Raw genomic sequence first — 15,798 nt, forward strand, 5'->3', positions numbered from 1 at the left:
GGGGTGCGCCCCACCAAGGACACCCTCAGTCCGGGCGCGCTACCACCAGCCTCGCCCCCTGCGTCCGGGCGGATGAGGGCCCGGTCTCCACAAGGAGTTCCCCGGTTTCCACGGCAAGATCGAGGTCCCGGGTGACGGAGCCGAGGGTGTCGGCGTCGATCTCGAACACGGCGTCGGCCCCCTCGCCGGGCCGCAGTTCGAGGCGGGCGAATCCGCGCAGCTCGCGTACGCGGGGCCACGAGGACCCTCCCGACAGCCGCCGCACATAGAGCTGCACCGTCTCGCGTACCGGCCGCCCTCCGGTGTTGCGCACGGCGACCCGGCAGACGAGGGTGGGGTCGTCCGGGGTCACCCGGGCGCGCGACAGCCGTGGTGGCGCGTAGGCGACGGTGGTGTACGACAGGCCGTGGCCGAAGGCGTACCGGGCGGTGGCGGGCTGGTCCACATAGCCGCGGTACCCGTGGTCCTTGGCGTTGTAGAACACCGGCAGCTGCGCGGCCGACCACGGGACCGACACCGGCAGTCGCCCCTGTGGTTCGGCCGTGCCGAACAACACGTCGGCCACGGCCCGCCCGCCCCACGGGCCCGGGTACCAGGCGCTCAGCACGGCCCCGGCGGTGCCGGGAGGGTCGGGCACCGCGTGCGGACGGCCCTGTACGAGTACCACGACGAACGGCACGGACATGGCAGCTACCGCGTCCAGGAGCGCCAACTGCCCCTCGGGAAGCCGCAGATCGGCCAGATCGACGCCTTCCCCGCAGGTCATGTCCACCGGGTCGGCGGAGGTGACGGCGGCCGCGCCGTTGGAGTCGAAGGTGGTGTCGCCCGACCGGGCGCTCGACCCGCCCAGGACGAGCACCGCGACGTCCGCCGCTGCCGCGAGTGCGGCCGCCTCCGAGACACCGGAGAGGTCGCCGCCCACCAGAGCACACCCTCGCGCGTAGGTGACCTCGGTGTCCGGCGGGGCGGCCGACCGGATGCCCTCCAGGACCGTGACGTGGTCGGAGCCGGGCCGCTGAGGCGCGGTGTAGTCGCCGATCTGCTGGGCGATCGAGTCGGCGTTCGGGCCGAGGACGGCGATCCGGCGGGGTGCTGGTGCGATCGGCAGCACCCCTCCGTCGTTGGCGAGCAGCGTGATCGACGCGCGGGCTATGCGTTCACTCAGCTCGCTCGGATCAAAGCGCTGCTCCCCAGGCGCTTCGGCACGCGAGAAGGGCTGGTCGAAGAGGCCGAGGCGGAACTTCAGGGCCAGCACCCGGGCCACGGCGGAATCCAGGGTGTGCTCCGCGACGAGCCCCTGCGCGACCGCCTCGGCAAGCCTCGGATAGCAGGCGTCCCACAGGCTGAGGTCGCATCCGGCGTTCAGGGCCAGGGCACCCGCGGCCACCGGGTCTCCCGTGAGCCGGACCAGGCGGTCGACGGCGCAGCCGTCCGCCATGACGATGCCCTCGAACTGCCACTGCTCTCGAAGGAGTTCGGTCAGCAGCGCCCGGTTGGCGACACAGGGCATGCCGTCGAATTCGTTGTAGGCCGCCATGACACCGGCGGCACCGGCCCGTACGCCGGCCCGGGCCGCGGCCAGATGGATCTCGTGCAACTCGCGGGCGCTCAGCTCGGTGGCCGCGCTGTTGCGCCCGCCGACCGTGGCCCCCTGGCCGGCGAAGTGCTTGAGCACGACGGCGACTTCGGCGGTGCGCATACCCCGCACCAGCGCCTCGGTGAGCCGGGCCGCCAGATACGGGTCCTCGCCGAAGCACTCCTCCGCACGGCCCCAGCGCGGATCGCGCACCAGGTCGAGGGCCGAGACGAGCGCCACATGGCCGCCCCGCGCCCGCAGCTCCGCGCCGGCGGCGGCCGCCGCGGCCTCGTACAGCTCGGGGTCCCAGGTGGCGCCGACGGCGAGGTTGACCGGCAGCACGGTGCCGTCCAGCGCCTGGTGACCGTGGGGGACCTCCTCGACGAGGAGCACCGGTATCCCCAGCCGGGTGTTCTCCATGACGTGCCGCTGCACCGCGTCGGCCACCCGGGCCCCGTCCGCCGCCGTGATGCCGTCGGCGAAGCCGACGCCCGACCACGGGTCGGCCCGCTGCAGCCCGTACAGGGCTCCCATGCCGTCGTAGGCGGCGACCTCGGCGCGGAAGGCGTCGGTGAGCCGGTGGCCGCCGGCCGTGCGCTCGTACGCCTGCCAGCCGTACATGCGCTGGTTGACCTGGCCGACCTTCTCGGTGAGCGTCATGCGCGCCAGCAGGTCGCGGACCCGCTTCGGCACGGGCGCGGACGGGTCGCGGTAGAGGGGATCGGTCACTTCAGCTCCAGCACTTCAGCTCAAGGACGCGGACACCGTACGGGGCGAGGCTCACGTCCGCGGTCGGCGCGCCGGAGCCGAGGTCGTGCAGTGTGCCGTCGGCGGCGGGGCGTACGTCGATCTCCTCGGGGCTCTGGCTGACCAGCCACACGAAGCGGCGCCCGTCCTCGTGGACGAGGACGTCCGCGCCGACGTGGGGGCTGTCGACCGTCACCGGGCGCCGGACCCCGGCGACATCGGCGAGCGCCGCGTACAGGCGATGGGTTTCCTCGGGGTTGACGCGGGCGGTGCGGGCGGCCATGTGCTCCAGGGGATAGGTGGCCAGGACGGTGCGGCCGGCTCCGGTGTCGTGCACCAGGAGGGCGGGCCGGCCGTGTGCGTCGACGGCGACCACGCGGGCGTCGCGGGGGAGGACCGGCAGATACGCCCGGCTGTCCTCGTTGCCCGCGACGGGGAAGCGCAGGGTGTCTCCCGCGGTCAGCCCGCCGAAGTCGTCGGTGAACGTCATCTCCAGGATGTCGTCCTCGATGGGCTCGGCGACACCGTAGGAGAGCTGCAACTCGACGCCGAACAGCCCGTCCAGGTCGTCGAACCACGGGCCGCGGGTGCCGGGGTGCTCCCCGGAGCAGAACGACAGGTAGACCGTGGCGCCCTCGCGGGCGCGGTGTTCGAGCTCACGGCGGGTGCGCGTGGTGAGCTGCCGGGTCGCCGGCAGCAGGTACAGGGCCGCGTCGCCGGGCAGGCCGTCGGCTTCCCGGGTGAAGCCCACCGGCAGGTCGGCGGCGCGGGTGGCGACATAGCTCTGGTGCAGGGAAGTGAAGATCAGCGGTCGGTCGGCGGGCCTGCTGTACGGGTAGCCGCGCTCCAGGAAGGCGGGCACGACCAGCGCCGCTCCTGCGTCGGCGCGTCGGCAGCGGGTGAAGTCCACGGCCCTCAACACCTCGGCGAACTCGGCGAGTTCGAGCAGCGGCGCCTTGGGGGCCCCGGTGCTGTCGGTGATGCCGAAGTGCATCTCGAAGGGGTGGTGGTCGTACGGTGAGCGGTCCCACAGATCGTCGTAGTCGGTGTTGTTCCAGGCGATCCAGCCCGTCGCCCCGCCGAGCAGGGAGTTGTGCAGGGTCTGCCGGTAGTGGACCGCCGCGTTCTCGGCGGACACCGTGTCCGTGGAGAGACCGAACTCCTCCAGGACGACGGGGTGTCCGGTGACCGAGGCCAGTTCGCACTCGAAGGCGGCGCGCAGGTGCTGGCGCGGCCGGTCGGTGTCGGAGCGGTACACATGCGGGCCGACGAAGTCGATGTACTCGGCGGTCTCGCGCAGCGAGAAGCCGTTGTCGCGGCCGGTGACCTCGATGCCCCACGCGCCGTCGCCGAGCGAGACGGGCTGGGTGCCGCCGGCGGCCCGCACGGCGTTGCACATGGCCTGCGCCCAGGCCGTCACCACCTCGGAGGAGGGCGGATCCACCTGGTAGACGCGGCCGTACCCGGGCATCTCATTGGTGATGAGCCAGCCGGTGACCGCCGGGTGGTCCTTGAAGCGGCGGGTCATCTGGGACACGAACCACGCCTGACGGCCGACCATCCACACGTCCTCGTACAGATCGCGGCCCCCGCGCCAGGCCGGGTCCCAGTTCTCGCCCGACATGTGTCCGACGATGAAGGTGGGCACCGTCCCCATGCCCGTCTCGCTGTGGGCGTCGAGGAAGTCGTGGAAGTGTTCGCACAGGGCCTCGTCGACGCGGTGCGGCTGCGGATGGAAGTCGGGCCAGTAGAAGAACGACCGGGTCATGGTCAGGCCGTGCTCACGCAGCACCCGCAGTTCCGCGCGGACCGTCTTCGGGTCGTAGTCGCGCCACATCAGGGGCCCGCCGGTGCGGGACCAGAAGTTGGCGCCGAGCCAGGGCAGGACGGCGGGGTGGTGGGTGAGCTGGGCGCTGTGGCGTCGCATGGTCCTTCTCGGGTCTCGTGGTGCGGCGTGGGGGACACTCGTGCATCTGTCGGCCGTGGTGGCAGCGGGGGCGCCGCGGGCATCAGAGGGGGGAGACGGGGGCGGGCCCGGTGGAGTCGCGGACGACCAGCCGCGGCCGGTCGTCGAGCACCGTCTCCTCGACGTCCTCACCGCAGCGGGCGAGGAGCAGCCGGGCGGCGGCCGCGCCGACCCGCTGCACCTGCTGGTCGACCGTGGTCAGCCGGGGGTGCAGCCAGCGGCCGAGCGGCAGGTTGTCATAGCCGACCACCGACAGGTCGTCGGGGACGCGCAGACCGCCGCGCTGGGCGGCGCCGATGCCGCACACCGCCATGGAGTCGTTGGCGTAGACGATCGCCGTGGCGCGGTCGGCGGCCTCCAGCAGCGCCTGGGTCGCGGCCACGGCGGACACTTCGGTGAAGTCGGTGTGCAGGACCGCGTACGGCCGCAGACCGGCCGCCTTGAGAGCCGTCTCGAAGACACCGCCCCGCAGCCGTGTGTGCTGCAGATCGGCCGGGCCCGCCACATAGGCGATGCGCCGGTGTCCGAGGTCGAGCAGGTGGCGGACGACTTCCTCCACGGCGGCGCCCTGGTGGCCGAGGCCGACGCTCGGCACCCCGCCGGCACGGTCGGGCGGACCGAGCAGCACGGCGGGCAGCCCGAGGCGGGCCAGCAGCGCGGGGCGCGAGTCGTCCGTGCGCGCGTCCGTCAGAACGGCTCCGTCGACCCGGCCTTCGGCCGTCAGCTGCCGGTAGAGGGCGTTCTCCTCCTGTGCCCCGGCGACCAGATGCAGCAGCAAACCGTAGCCGCGGGGCGCCAGCTCGCCTTCGATACCGGTGATCAGCTCGCTGAAGTGCGGGTCTGCGCCGAGCACATCGGTGGGGCGCCGCACCACCAGCGCGAGGGTGCGGGTGCGGGCGTTGCGCAGTGCGGCGGCGGGTGCGCTCGGCGACCAGCCGAGCTCCCCCGCGGTGTCCAGAATGCGCTGTCTGGTCGGCTCCGACAACCGGCCCTTGCCGTGGAAGGCCTGGGACACGGCCGCCGTCGACACCCCGGCGGCGGCCGCCACCGCCTTGATGGTGGGCCGGCGGCCCTGCTTCCCGATGGGCGCGCTCACATCTTCACCGCGCCGCTGATGAGCGCCTGCTGCATGCGCTTCTGGAGCACCGTGTAGACGATCCACACGGGGATGAGGGTCAGTACGGTGCCCGCGGTCAGGACACCGTAGTCGGTGCCGACGACCGCCCTCAGCGTGGGCAGGGCCGCCTGGACGGTGCGCTGGTCGGGATCGGGGCCGATGATGATCAGCGAGTACAGGTACTCGTTCCAGAACGTCAGGAAGTTCAGGAGGATCACGGTGGCGATGCCGGGCAGGCACATCGGCGTGTAGATGTGGCGCAGCACGGTGTAGGTGGACGCCCCGTCCATCCGGGCGGCCTCCTCCATCTCCCTCGGGATGGTCCGCATGAACTGCACCAGGATCACCACCGACAGCGGCATCGCCGTGGCGGGCAGGAAGAGGACCATGAAGAGCTGCGTGTGGAACAGTCCGGTGGCCGCGGCGAGCAGGAACGTGGGAAAGAGCGCCGCGAACGTCGGGATCAGAAAGCCGAGCGAGAAGACCTTCTCCACCACCGAGGCCAGCCGCCCGGTCGACCGGGCGAGCGCGAACGCCGCGGGCAGCGCCAGCAACAGGGTCAGCGCCAGCGAAAGGACCGTCACCAGCGTCGAGTTGACGATGGCCTGGCCGAGGGAGGCGCTGTTGTAAGCCGTCTTGAAGTTGCCGAAGCCGAGCGAGTCCGGCAGCGCGAAGGGGTGGGCGAAGATCTCCTCGTTGCTCTTGAACGCGGAGGCGAGGAAGTAGTAGAGCGGCACGATGAGCAGCACCGCGTAGGTCCACACCAGAATGTGTGCGGGCAGCCAGCGTTTGCCGAGTTTCATGGTGACCGCTCCGATCAGTAGTTCTGGCGAAACGCACGGCGGATGGCGAGCAGCCCGACGAGCCCGGCCAGAAAGAGGACGACGCCGACGGTCTGGCTGTAACCCAGGTCCGCCGCGATGAACGCCTTCTGGTACACGAGGAACGACAGCGTCGTCGACGAACTTCCGGGACCGCCCTGGGTGAGCAGCAGGACGTGCTGCGCCGAGCCGAAGAGGGTCCACAGGAACTGCAGCATGGTGACGACGCCGACATAGTCGCGGATCACGGGGAAGTGGATGCGCCACATGGTCCGCCAGTGGCCGGCCCCGTCCAGCTGCGCCGCCTCGCCGAGTTCGTCCGGGACGCTGTCGAGCCGGGCGGCGAACAGGACGGCAGTGAAGCCGATCCCGCTCCACACGTCCAGGGCGATGAGACAGGCCAGAGCCGTCGAAGGAGAGGCGAGCCAGGCGTCGGTGAGCGAACCGAGTCCGGTGGCCTGCAACGCGCCGTTGACCAGCCCGTCCGGGGACAGCGCCGCGTAGAACACCATGGCCTTCGCGGGGGTGGAGATCAGGCCGGGGATGAACAGCAGATAGCGGATGACACGGTGTCCGGGGGGCTTCTGCGCGACGTAGTAGCCCAGCATATAGGCGCATACGATCATGATCGGCAGCGCCACGGCCAGCTGGACGGCGGTGTTGTTCACCGCGTCCCAGAACACGGGGTCGTCGAGGACCGCGCGGACGTTGTCGAGACCGGCGAAGGACACCGGCTGAAGCATCCCCGGCCAGTGCAGGGCGGCGATCACGAAGATGGCGATCACCGGGCCGACCATGAAGATCGCGTACCAGATCAGCGCGGGGACGGCGAGGATCGTGCCGCCCTGCCGGGGGCTGCGCGAACGGGCTGTGGCGGAGGGCGGAGCGGGGTGGCGGATCGCGGCCCCGCCCGGGGGCGACGTCAGCGTCGTCATGAAGTGGCTTCCGTGAGGTCGGGCTCGGGAGACGAGCGAGCGGGCGGGGGGTTCACGCGGAGCGGTACGCGGTTTCGAGCGCGGCGCGGACCTTCGCGGCGCTGGTGCCTCGGGTGAAGGACGTGCTGGTCGCGGTGATCAGCGGCTGGGTGGCGGCGGGCGGGACGTACACGTCGGGCAGCAGCACCTGGCTCACCCCGGAGCCCAGCTTCTGCGCGGCGGCGACCAGCGGGAAGTCCGTGCTGAGGGTGTCCGAGCGCAGCGCCATGTCGCGGCCGCTCTCCTTGATGAACCGGGAGACGGTGTCCGGGCTGTACATGAAGCGCAGGAACTTCTCGACGGCGTCGATCTTCTTGATGCCGTTCGGGCTGATCCAGAACCCGATCAGGGTGTACGTCCGCAGGATGGTGGGCCTGTCGTGCACGGCGCCGTCGGTCAGCGGCCAGCCACCGACCTCGGTGTGCCGGGCGACCTTCTCGGGCACCTTCGCGAGCGCCGATGACATCGCGGACTCGATCGCCGCGGACTCGGTGTTGAACTGTGTGGTCATCAAGTCCGAGGTGAGGCCCTGCGCCTTGTCGGCGAAGACGCCCGCGTCCCGCAGCGTCACGAAGTATTCAATGCCCTCCCGGGCACCCCTGCTGCCAAAGTCCCCGGTGGAGTAGGTGTGCCTGGCCTCGTCCTCGGTCAGGAAGGTCTGGATGATCTGGGCGAGCAGCTTCTGCCCGGTCCAGTCGTTGCCGCCGACCGTCACGGGCGCGATCCCCTTGGCGCGCAACTTGCGGGCCGCGCCGATCAGCTCGTCGCCCGTGGTGGGTATCGCGTCGACGCCCGCCCGGTCGAGCAGCGCCCTGTTGTAGGCGATCGGCCAGTTCGTGGCGAAGTAGGGGAAGGCCCGTAGCCTGCCCTTGGCGTCGGTCCAGGCGGCCAGGGCTTCGGGGCGCACCCGCTCGCGCAGCCCCCAGTCGTTCATGTAGCCCTTGACGTCGACGGTGGCGCCGACGTCCGTCCATGCCAGCGTCTTGTCGTAGAGGTTGACCATCACCACGTCCGGCTCCTTGTGGGCCAGGCGTGAGGTCTCGTAGACCTGCGCGAGGTCGTCGCCGTTGATGAGGTTCTTGACCTTGAGTCCCGGGTTCTCCTCGCGGAAACGGTCCAGGGCCGCGAGGTAGGTGGGCGATCCCGTGGCGGTGGTGCCCAACTGGGTGTGGACGACGAGCGTATCGGGATCGGAGTCCTCCGCCGCCACGAGGGAGCAGCCGGACAGGGCAGGCAGGACGGTCGTGGCGGCGAGGCCGGAACCGGCGGCGAGGAGGCCGCGCCTAGTCAGCGGTGAGTGCACTGCGGGGTGTCTCCAACCAGGCGGTTAACGAGTGGTTAATCGATCTACCTCGAGGGTGTGAGGAATGTAGGAGCCGCCTCGCTCGCGGTCAAGCCCTTGGGTGTCGGTTCTTCCTCGAAACATGGCCCGCGTGACGCAGTGCACACTCCTTAAATACGCATATGAGATGCCACATTGCTAAGGTGTGGGCGTGAGGCTGACCAGGTACACGGATCTCGCGCTTCGGGCGGTGATGCGCCTGGCCGTCGTGGACAGTGAGGAGCTGCTGACCACGAGGCTGATCGCCGATTCCCTGAACGTCCCCTATACGCACATGGCGAAGACCATCGCGCATCTGCAGCACCTGGGGGTCATCGAGGCGAGGCGCGGGCGCAACGGCGGGCTGATGCTGACCGGTGCGGGCCGGGACACGCGCGTGGGGGAGCTGATCCGCGTGCTGGAGGGGGACCGTGAGGCCGTGGTGTGCGAGGGGGAGGCTCCCTGCCCACTGGCCGGTGCCTGCCGGTTGCGGCGGGCGCTGCGCGAGGCGCAGGAGGCGTTCTACGCCTCACTGGACCGTGTGACCGTGGCCGATCTGGTGGCCTCGCCGACGGGTCCGGTGCTGCTGACGCTGGGTGCCGCCCCGGACTGACCGGCCACGGCCGCCGGCTGGGTTGTCCGGCACCGCTCACCACCGTCCGGCGGAGGGGCGTGTGGTGTCCTCGCGGCCGAAAATAAGAATCTCAGATGCGGATCAGAGGTGTGTGTCCGATGCTTTCCGCGCAGTCGGTCCCGGTCGTGCGGGCGACGCTTCCCACGGTGGGGGCCTCCCTGAACACGATCACGGAGCTGTTCTACCGGCGGATGTTCGAGGAGCGTCCGGAGCTGCTGCGGCACTTGTTCAACCGGGCCAACCAGGTCAACGGCGCCCAGCGCGAGGCGCTCGCCGGTTCGGTGGCCGCCTTCGCCACCCTTCTGCTCGAGCGCCCCGACGAACGGCCCGACGCCATCTTGTCGCGCATCGCGCACAAACACGTCTCGCTGGGCATCACCGCCGACACGTACACCTTGGTCGGCCGCCATCTGCTCGCGGCGGTCGCCGAGGTCCTCGGCGACGCCGTCACCCCCCGGGTCGCCGCCGCCTGGGACGAGGTCTACTGGCTGATGGCCAACGCCCTGATCGCCATGGAAGCCCGCCTGTACGCCCAGGCTTCGGTCCGGGACGGCGACGTGTGGCGGCGGATGGACATAGCCGAACGCCACCAGGAGTCCCCCGACGCCGTCTCCCTGGTCCTGCGCCGCCCCGACACCCTGCCCACCACCGCCTTCCGGCCCGGACAGTACATCAGCGTCCGCGTCGAACTGCCGGACGGCACCCACCAGATCCGCCAGTACAGCCTGTCAAGCGCCCCCGGACGCAAGACCTGGCGCATCACCGTCAAACGCGAGAGCTCGGCCGACGGCACCGCCCCCGACGGCGAGGTCTCCACCTGGCTGCACGCCCATGCCAACCCCGGACGCACCCTCGAGGTCTCCCTGCCCGCCGGTGATCTCGTCCTGCCCGACGCGGACACCCCGCTCCTCCTCGCTTCCGCCGGCATCGGCATCACCCCCATGCTGTCCATGCTCGACCACCTCGCCCTGACCGGCTCCACCCGTCCCGTCACCGTCATCCACGCCGATCGCACACCCGCCGGCCGCGTCCACCGTGACGAACAGGCCGAGCTCGTGGACCGCCTGCCCCGTGCCACCCTGCACCTGTGGTACGAGAACAACGCCGACCAGCACCCCGCCCCCAACGTCTCGCCCGGCCGCGCCACCCTCGATGACCTCGCCCTGCCGCAGGACACCACCGCCTACCTGTGCGGCCCCCTGCCCTTCATGCGCGCGGTACGCGGCGAACTGCTCCACAAGGGGCTGCACCCCTCCGCCGTCCACTACGAGGTCTTCGGCCCCGACCTCTGGCTCAGCAGGTAGCAGATCAGGCGGCGGCATCCGGCGGCCCTCGTCACCGCCGCGCTCGTCCTGGCAGGGCTCGCCTGACCCGGGAGCCGCGGTTCCCGACCGTCCGGGAGAGGCTGGTCACCCGGGAGAGGCTGGTCACTAGGATCGTCATGAGCAGAGTGGGTCGTTCCTGACGCCGGCCGACGCGTCTGTGGCACCCGCGGTCGAACAGCGGAGGCATGGCGGCATGGACACGTCACAGCGGCCCGGCGATGACTCGCTCGACGAGGCGGCGGACGCTTTCCTGGAGCTGCGACCCCGGCTGTTCGGCATCGCCTACCGCGTCCTGGGCAGCGTGGACGAGGCGGAGGACGTGGTCCAGGACGCCTGGCTCCGCTGGCAGGGCACCGACCGGAGCGCCGTGGCGAATCCCGGGGCCTTCCTGACGACGGCGACCACGCGGCTGGCGATCAACGTGGCCCAGTCGGCGCGGGTGCGGCGTGCGGCGCATGTGGGCTCGTGGCTGCCCGAGCCGGTCGACACCAGTGTGGATCCGCACGTCGGCGCCGAGCGCGGCGAGGCCGTTGAGCTGGCCGTGCTGCTCCTCCTGGAGAAACTGAATCCCGTGGAGCGGGCGGCCTATGTGCTGCGCGAGGCGTTCGACTACCCGTACGACCAGATCGCGAACGTACTGGGGCTGAGCCAGGCCAACGCACGGCAGATCGTCAGCCGGTCCCGCAAACGACTGTCGGCCGAGCGCCGTGAGCCCGTCGACACCGCGGAGTACCGGCGCCTGCTGGAAGCCTTCGTCGCCGCCGCGGAGACCGGCGACATCGACGCCCTCGAGAACCTGCTGTCGGCCGACGTCATCGCCTACGCGGACGGGAACGGCATGCGGGGAGTGGCGCGGATCCCGGTCCTCGGCACCGTGCGCGTGGCCAGGATCAGCTCCTTCGCCAAGAAGTTCATCCCCTGGGACGAGTACCGCATCGTCGAGGCCAATGGCCTTCCCGCTCTCTTGGCCGTCAAGGACGGTGTCGCCATCGCGCTGTTGGCCATCTCCGCGGGGCGGGGTGTGATCGACGAGTTCTACTGGATCCTGACGCCGGACAAGCTCCGGGCGTTCGAGCGGTCGTCACAGCGGGCTGTTCCACGGCGGCCGTAGCGGCGGCGGCCGCGGCGGCGGCCCGGCCCGCTCCGGTGGCATGTAACACCGCTCTCGGCGCTGTGAAGCCGGCACGCGGCTGACGCCGGATTCCTCCGGGGCGCCCGCGTGTCGCACGACGCGACGACGCCTGACGCGTGGGGCCGCCTTCGGAACACTCACCCCTTCGGCAGCACCCCGGGCCGGAACTTCTCGACGCCGACGACACGGTGGACGTGGGAGGGCTCGATGTAGACCGCCACTCTCACCTCGCCGGGGATCAGCCAGGGGAACGTCTCCGTGCCGAGGTACTTCTGCGCGAGCCGGTCCATGACGCGCACCGCCGGCTCTCCCGCCACGAAACGGACCGCGCGGCCCCGGATCTCCACCCGGTGGTACGGGTTCTCGGTGTCCATACAGCACAGCGACACCCGGGGGTCACGCCGCAGGTTCTCCTCCTTGACGCGGCCGACCGAGGTGTTGACCACTATCAGGTCGTCCTCCAGGCCGGCCCACATCGGTGTCAACTGCGGCGAACCGTCCGGGTTCAAGGTGGCCATCTGCCAGAACCTGGGCTCCTCAAGCCAGGCCCGTGTGATCTCGTCCAGTGTGGCCGCCATGCGATCGCTCCTCACTCAAAGGCTCAAGCGACTCAACGCCCACATGATCGTCAGAGTTCCGGACGAGGCGTCACCGCGCGAGCCGCGCCAGGGAACAGGGCGCGGGCCCGGTCGGGGTCAGGGGCGACGAACACGCCGTCCGCGGTGACCAGGGGCACCGACGGGTTCTCCTCGGTGCTGATCGAGCCGGCCACGGAGACCTTGCGGCCCTCGGCGCCCGTGACGTGGGCGAAGATCCGCAGAGGGGTCTCCAGCGGGACGGGCCGGTGGTAGTGCGCCTGCAGGGAGACGGTCATGGCGGGGGTGCCGGCCGCGTAGCAGGCCCAGCCCATCAGCTCGTCCAGCAGCATGGCGCTCATGCCGCCGTGCCCGTAGCCGGGCGGGCCTTCGTGGGCGATGCCAAGGGTGCAGTGGCCGACGATGCCACCGCTGTCCGGGGTCATCCGCATGGGCGGGGCGAGCGGGCTGCCGGGGCCGGTGACGGGGCTGTACATCCGTGCCCCTCCGGGAAACTCGTCCACCGCCGGGGGACAGGCGAGGAACTGGACCACCAACGCGCGGCCGTCGCCGCACTCGGACACGAGCTGCGGGCCCTGGGGTCGACGCGGCCGCTGCGGGCGAGGTCGAGGGCGTCGGGGATGTGGTTGCGGACGTTGTCGCGGGCGATGCGGATCGTGACGCCGGTGAGGTACATGTCGAGCAGGGGCAGCTCGCCGGGGCGGAAGTGGTTGCCCGCGGATTCGCAGATGCCTTCCGGGGCCAGGCATTTCACGGCCTGGGCGAGCTGGTCGACGCGGCCGGTGGCCTCGACGGCGATGTCGAATCCGTGCCGCACGGGCTCGAGGGCCTCGGCGGTGGTGGCGCCGTAGCCGCCGGCGATCTCGCGGTGGTCGGGGTCGGGATCGACGTACAGCACCTGGGAGGCGCCGAGCGCGCGGGCGATGTCGCAGACGTACAGGCCGATGCTGCCGCGCGCGACCACCAGGACGCGGGCCCCCGGCCTGGCCTTCAGATGGGGTGCGACCAGGCGCCAGGACAGGGACCAGTTGTCGCCGGCCGAGGCCATGGCGACCGGGTCGAGACCGGCGGGCAGGGGGACGAGCATGGCGTCCGCCCATGGGACGCGGACCAGGTCGGAGAAGAGCCCGCCCCAGCTGCCGCCGATCGGTGCGCCGTACATGGCCATGTGCGGTACGGCCGTGCAGTGCGCGGTCAGTCCCGCGCGGCAGTGGTCGCAGGTGCCGCAGTTGATGGACCAGGGGACGACCACCAGGTCGCCGGGGGACACGGTGGTCACGGCGTCACCGGTTTCGACGACCTTGGCCACGCATTCGTGGCCGAGGGCGAAGGGCGGATCAACGAAGCCATGTCCGGCCAGGATCGCGGAGTCGACGTCGCAGGAGGTCGCGGCCACCGGGGCGACGATCGCCTCCTGGTCGGACCGGAGCTTGGGGTCGGGGGCCTCGCGCCATTCGACGGTGTGCCGGGCGGCGTAGGTCAGTTCACGCATCGGCCCGCTGCTCCTTCGCCAGGGCCACGAGGTCGGCGTAGCGGATGACGGAGCCGCCCGCACCCCAGGTGCCGTCGGGCTGTTCGTGCACCAGCACCCAGACGCGCAGGGCCTCGGCGGGGGAGAGCCCGGCGGCGTCGAGCACGGTCTTGGTGGCGCCCTCGATCAGACCGGCCTTGCGCCGCTCGGACAGCGCGCCTTGAGGGACCGTCACGTCCACGAGGAAGCGGGGCGAGTCGTCCTCGGCGGTGGTCTGCGCGCCTTCGGGCAGCTCGACGAGGTGGCTCCACGCCTGGGCGCGGAAGAACGCGGTGTCCGGCGCGCCCTCCCAGCGCAGCAGGACGACGGCCAGATCGCGCTGGACGGTCTTGCGGCCCTCCTCGGTCAGGGCACCGGACGGGACGGTGAGCCGGATCATCGGCATGGCGAAGTCTCCCTTCGGCCGCATACACGGACTATAACGATCGTTATAGACGGCGGCCACGCTAGACTATGACGAGCGTTATAGCCAGAGGGGAGCTCGGTCATGGCCAAATCCAGCGGGCCGTCGCGCGAGCGCATCGTGGCCGGTGCGGCCGACATGATCAGCAGGCGCGGCCTGAACGCCACCAGCATCCGGGAGCTGGCCAAACACGCCAAGGCGCCGCTCGGCTCGACCTACCACTACTTCCCCGAGGGCAAGCAGCAGCTGGCCACCGAGGCGGTGCGGTACGCGGGCACGGCCGTCGCCCGCCTCCTGGGCAAGGAACTGGACGCGGGCCCGGTCGCCGGACTGCGCGCCTTCCTGGCCCTGTGGCGCGGCATCGTCGTCGAGAGCGACTTCCGCGCCGGGTGCCCCGTGCTCGCCGTCTCCGTCGAGGAGCCGCCGGCCGACGGGATCCCGCCCGCCCTCGTCGCCGCCGCCGAGGCGTTCGAGGACTGGGAGGAGCTGCTGACCCAGGCGCTACGGGAGCACGGCGCCGCCCCCGAGCGGGCTCCGGGGCTCGCGGCCCTCATCGTGGCGTCCGTCGAGGGCGCCATCGCCATGTGCCGCGCCAAGCGCAGCATGCGACCGCTGGACCAGGTGGCGGGGGAGCTCGAAGCGCTGATCGCCGGGGCGCTCGACGGTTCCTCCTGACGGTGGAGGGCGGTTGGGTCAGGCGCCGATCGCCGTGCGGATCGCGTTGATCTTCTCCTCGGTGAACACGCCGCTCTCCAGGAGGGACAGGATGGACAGGACCCAGGCGCGATCCGCGTCCGTGATCTCGTCGTCGACCCATGCGAACGGGCGGCCCCGCGCCCAGGCGACGATCACGGGTGTTTTCCAGAACACGCCGTTCTCCGGCTCGGGCCGGGGCTCGGGCCAGGTGATGAACGGCAGGGCGGGCAGTCCCAGGAGGGGCGCGAGGAAGTCGTTGGCCTCCTCCTCCCATGTCGTGGCAGTCGGTGCGTCTCATAGCCCTCGGGGCGCCTGTGCGGCTTCGCCGCGTACGGGTTCAGCGGTCCGTCCACATCCACCAGCAGCACCGGCCGCACCAGCCCACCCCCCTGGGTCGTCCCCGCACGCTACCGGCCGATCTCGGGGAGAGCCAGTCACCAGTGGTTGCGGTCAGCCTCTGACCAGGCAGAAAGGATGCCCGGCCGGATCGGTGAGGACCCGCCACCGACCCTCATTCGGCTGGTGATCCGGTTTACCCGCGCCCAGTTCCAGCAGCCGGGCCTCCGCCTCGTCCAGGTCATCGACGGCGAAGTCGAGGTGAAACTGCTGGGGAACGGTCTGATCGGGCCAGCGCGGAGCCTGATAGTCGTCGACGCGCTGAAAGCCGATGAAGAGCCCGTCCTCACAGGTGAGAGCGGCGAATTCGGCGTCGGATCTCGGGTGGGGCTCCAGCCCGGTGGCCTGCTGGTAGAACGCCGCCAGCGCCGGCGGATCGGGGCAGTCGAGTGTGATCGCGCGCAACTTCATCTGCAGGGACATGGCACCTCCGGGCCGATCCGTGGACTTCCGGGATGCACACCCTAAAGGCCAAGGCCATGAAGTTACGGGTCTGGGCGTGGCCGCAAGTGGGTTGATCTGGAAGAGCGGCGGACGCGAGAAGCGGAGCCCCGGTAGAACTG

At 71.0% G+C, this 15,798-nt stretch carries 15 protein-coding genes and 1 pseudogene; 4 read left to right on the forward strand and 12 right to left on the reverse strand.

The features are described from left to right. Positions 1 to 25: 25 nt before the first annotated feature. The 6 genes from ACFZDL_RS45915 to ACFZDL_RS45940 form a co-directional block, all read right to left on the reverse strand. A complete protein-coding gene (locus ACFZDL_RS45915; RefSeq protein WP_353596822.1) occupies positions 26 to 2,305 on the reverse strand; it encodes a glycoside hydrolase family 3 N-terminal domain-containing protein in 2,280 nt (759 codons plus the stop codon). Position 2,306: 1 nt separating this feature from the next. Continuing rightward, positions 2,307 to 4,250, reverse strand: coding sequence for a cellulase family glycosylhydrolase (locus tag ACFZDL_RS45920; RefSeq protein WP_353596821.1), 1,944 nt, complete (start codon positions 4,248 to 4,250; stop codon positions 2,307 to 2,309). A gap of 82 nt (positions 4,251 to 4,332) precedes the next feature. After that, positions 4,333 to 5,385, reverse strand: a complete 1,053-nt coding sequence (locus tag ACFZDL_RS45925; protein WP_353596820.1) for a LacI family DNA-binding transcriptional regulator — start codon at positions 5,383 to 5,385, stop codon at positions 4,333 to 4,335. Beyond that, positions 5,382 to 6,209, reverse strand: coding sequence for a carbohydrate ABC transporter permease (locus ACFZDL_RS45930; protein WP_353596819.1), 828 nt, complete (start codon positions 6,207 to 6,209; stop codon positions 5,382 to 5,384). Before ACFZDL_RS45930 ends, ACFZDL_RS45925 begins: the two co-directional genes overlap by 4 nt. A 14-nt stretch (positions 6,210 to 6,223) precedes the next feature. Further along, positions 6,224 to 7,162 carry a sugar ABC transporter permease gene (locus ACFZDL_RS45935; protein WP_353596818.1) on the reverse strand — a complete coding sequence of 313 codons (939 nt, stop codon included), beginning with the start codon at positions 7,160 to 7,162 and terminating at the stop codon, positions 6,224 to 6,226. A 52-nt stretch (positions 7,163 to 7,214) separates the two neighbouring features. Further along, entirely contained in the window at positions 7,215 to 8,504 is a 1,290-nt protein-coding gene (locus tag ACFZDL_RS45940; protein ID WP_353596817.1) for an ABC transporter substrate-binding protein, read from the reverse strand. 190 nt (positions 8,505 to 8,694) lie between these two features. On the opposite strand from ACFZDL_RS45940, the gene ACFZDL_RS45945 reads away from it, so the two are divergent. The 3 genes from ACFZDL_RS45945 to ACFZDL_RS45955 all read left to right on the forward strand — a co-directional run bounded on the left by ACFZDL_RS45945 (position 8,695) and on the right by ACFZDL_RS45955 (position 11,592). Further along, complete coding sequence (locus ACFZDL_RS45945) at positions 8,695 to 9,135, forward strand: Rrf2 family transcriptional regulator (RefSeq protein WP_353596816.1); 441 nt, start codon at positions 8,695 to 8,697, stop codon at positions 9,133 to 9,135. A gap of 119 nt (positions 9,136 to 9,254) precedes the next feature. Continuing rightward, on the forward strand, positions 9,255 to 10,460 hold the full coding sequence (locus ACFZDL_RS45950) for a globin domain-containing protein (RefSeq protein WP_353596815.1): 1,206 nt from the start codon (positions 9,255 to 9,257) through the stop codon (positions 10,458 to 10,460). 214 nt (positions 10,461 to 10,674) lie between these two features. Then, positions 10,675 to 11,592 carry a sigma-70 family RNA polymerase sigma factor gene (locus ACFZDL_RS45955; protein WP_353596814.1) on the forward strand — a complete coding sequence of 306 codons (918 nt, stop codon included), beginning with the start codon at positions 10,675 to 10,677 and terminating at the stop codon, positions 11,590 to 11,592. Positions 11,593 to 11,750: 158 nt separating this feature from the next. Here ACFZDL_RS45955 and ACFZDL_RS45960 read toward each other — a convergent pair whose 3' ends face one another. Genes ACFZDL_RS45960 through ACFZDL_RS45975 form a run of 4 tightly spaced genes read right to left on the reverse strand, consistent with a single transcriptional unit; the run spans position 11,751 to position 14,125 of the window. Then, positions 11,751 to 12,191, reverse strand: a complete 441-nt coding sequence (locus tag ACFZDL_RS45960; protein WP_353596813.1) for a PPOX class F420-dependent oxidoreductase — start codon at positions 12,189 to 12,191, stop codon at positions 11,751 to 11,753. Positions 12,192 to 12,241: 50 nt separating this feature from the next. Beyond that, positions 12,242 to 12,685 (reverse strand): PaaI family thioesterase, encoded by a 444-nt coding sequence (locus ACFZDL_RS45965; protein WP_353596812.1) that lies wholly within the window; start codon positions 12,683 to 12,685, stop codon positions 12,242 to 12,244. After that, on the reverse strand, positions 12,631 to 13,701 hold the full coding sequence (locus ACFZDL_RS45970) for an alcohol dehydrogenase catalytic domain-containing protein (RefSeq protein WP_353596811.1): 1,071 nt from the start codon (positions 13,699 to 13,701) through the stop codon (positions 12,631 to 12,633). The genes ACFZDL_RS45965 and ACFZDL_RS45970 overlap by 55 nt, the downstream gene beginning before the upstream one ends. Next, positions 13,694 to 14,125, reverse strand: a complete 432-nt coding sequence (locus ACFZDL_RS45975; RefSeq protein WP_353596850.1) for a tautomerase family protein — start codon at positions 14,123 to 14,125, stop codon at positions 13,694 to 13,696. The genes ACFZDL_RS45970 and ACFZDL_RS45975 overlap by 8 nt, the downstream gene beginning before the upstream one ends. Positions 14,126 to 14,227: 102 nt before the next feature. On the opposite strand from ACFZDL_RS45975, the gene ACFZDL_RS45980 reads away from it, so the two are divergent. Next, complete coding sequence (locus ACFZDL_RS45980) at positions 14,228 to 14,818, forward strand: TetR/AcrR family transcriptional regulator (protein WP_353596810.1); 591 nt, start codon at positions 14,228 to 14,230, stop codon at positions 14,816 to 14,818. A gap of 99 nt (positions 14,819 to 14,917) precedes the next feature. Here ACFZDL_RS45980 and ACFZDL_RS45985 read toward each other — a convergent pair. Both ACFZDL_RS45985 and ACFZDL_RS45990 read right to left on the reverse strand, forming a co-directional pair. After that, positions 14,918 to 15,219, reverse strand: a pseudogene (locus ACFZDL_RS45985) (hypothetical protein); the annotation flags it as partial. A 70-nt stretch (positions 15,220 to 15,289) separates the two neighbouring features. Continuing rightward, entirely contained in the window at positions 15,290 to 15,658 is a 369-nt protein-coding gene (locus ACFZDL_RS45990) for a VOC family protein (RefSeq protein ID WP_353596809.1), read from the reverse strand. Positions 15,659 to 15,798 lie beyond the last annotated feature (140 nt).

Source organism: Streptomyces sp. NPDC007917 (assembly GCF_042959105.1).
In the GTDB taxonomy this organism is placed as follows: domain Bacteria; phylum Actinomycetota; class Actinomycetes; order Streptomycetales; family Streptomycetaceae; genus Streptomyces.

Excerpts from the sequence above, each read along its gene's own strand:
- ACFZDL_RS45960 (WP_353596813.1), bottom strand. The coding sequence starts at position 12,191 with ATGGCGGCCACACTGGACGAGATCACACGGGCCTGGCTTGAGGAGCCC.
- ACFZDL_RS45935 (WP_353596818.1), bottom strand. The coding sequence starts at position 7,162 with ATGACGACGCTGACGTCGCCCCCGGGCGGGGCCGCGATCCGCCACCCC.
- ACFZDL_RS45950 (WP_353596815.1), top strand. The coding sequence starts at position 9,255 with ATGCTTTCCGCGCAGTCGGTCCCGGTCGTGCGGGCGACGCTTCCCACG.
- ACFZDL_RS45970 (WP_353596811.1), bottom strand. The coding sequence starts at position 13,701 with ATGCGTGAACTGACCTACGCCGCCCGGCACACCGTCGAATGGCGCGAG.
- ACFZDL_RS45975 (WP_353596850.1), bottom strand. The coding sequence starts at position 14,125 with ATGCCGATGATCCGGCTCACCGTCCCGTCCGGTGCCCTGACCGAGGAG.
- ACFZDL_RS45990 (WP_353596809.1), bottom strand. The coding sequence starts at position 15,658 with ATGTCCCTGCAGATGAAGTTGCGCGCGATCACACTCGACTGCCCCGAT.
- ACFZDL_RS45965 (WP_353596812.1), bottom strand. The coding sequence starts at position 12,685 with ATGTACAGCCCCGTCACCGGCCCCGGCAGCCCGCTCGCCCCGCCCATG.
- ACFZDL_RS45955 (WP_353596814.1), top strand. The coding sequence starts at position 10,675 with ATGGACACGTCACAGCGGCCCGGCGATGACTCGCTCGACGAGGCGGCG.
- ACFZDL_RS45980 (WP_353596810.1), top strand. The coding sequence starts at position 14,228 with ATGGCCAAATCCAGCGGGCCGTCGCGCGAGCGCATCGTGGCCGGTGCG.
- ACFZDL_RS45920 (WP_353596821.1), bottom strand. The coding sequence starts at position 4,250 with ATGCGACGCCACAGCGCCCAGCTCACCCACCACCCCGCCGTCCTGCCC.
- ACFZDL_RS45930 (WP_353596819.1), bottom strand. The coding sequence starts at position 6,209 with ATGAAACTCGGCAAACGCTGGCTGCCCGCACACATTCTGGTGTGGACC.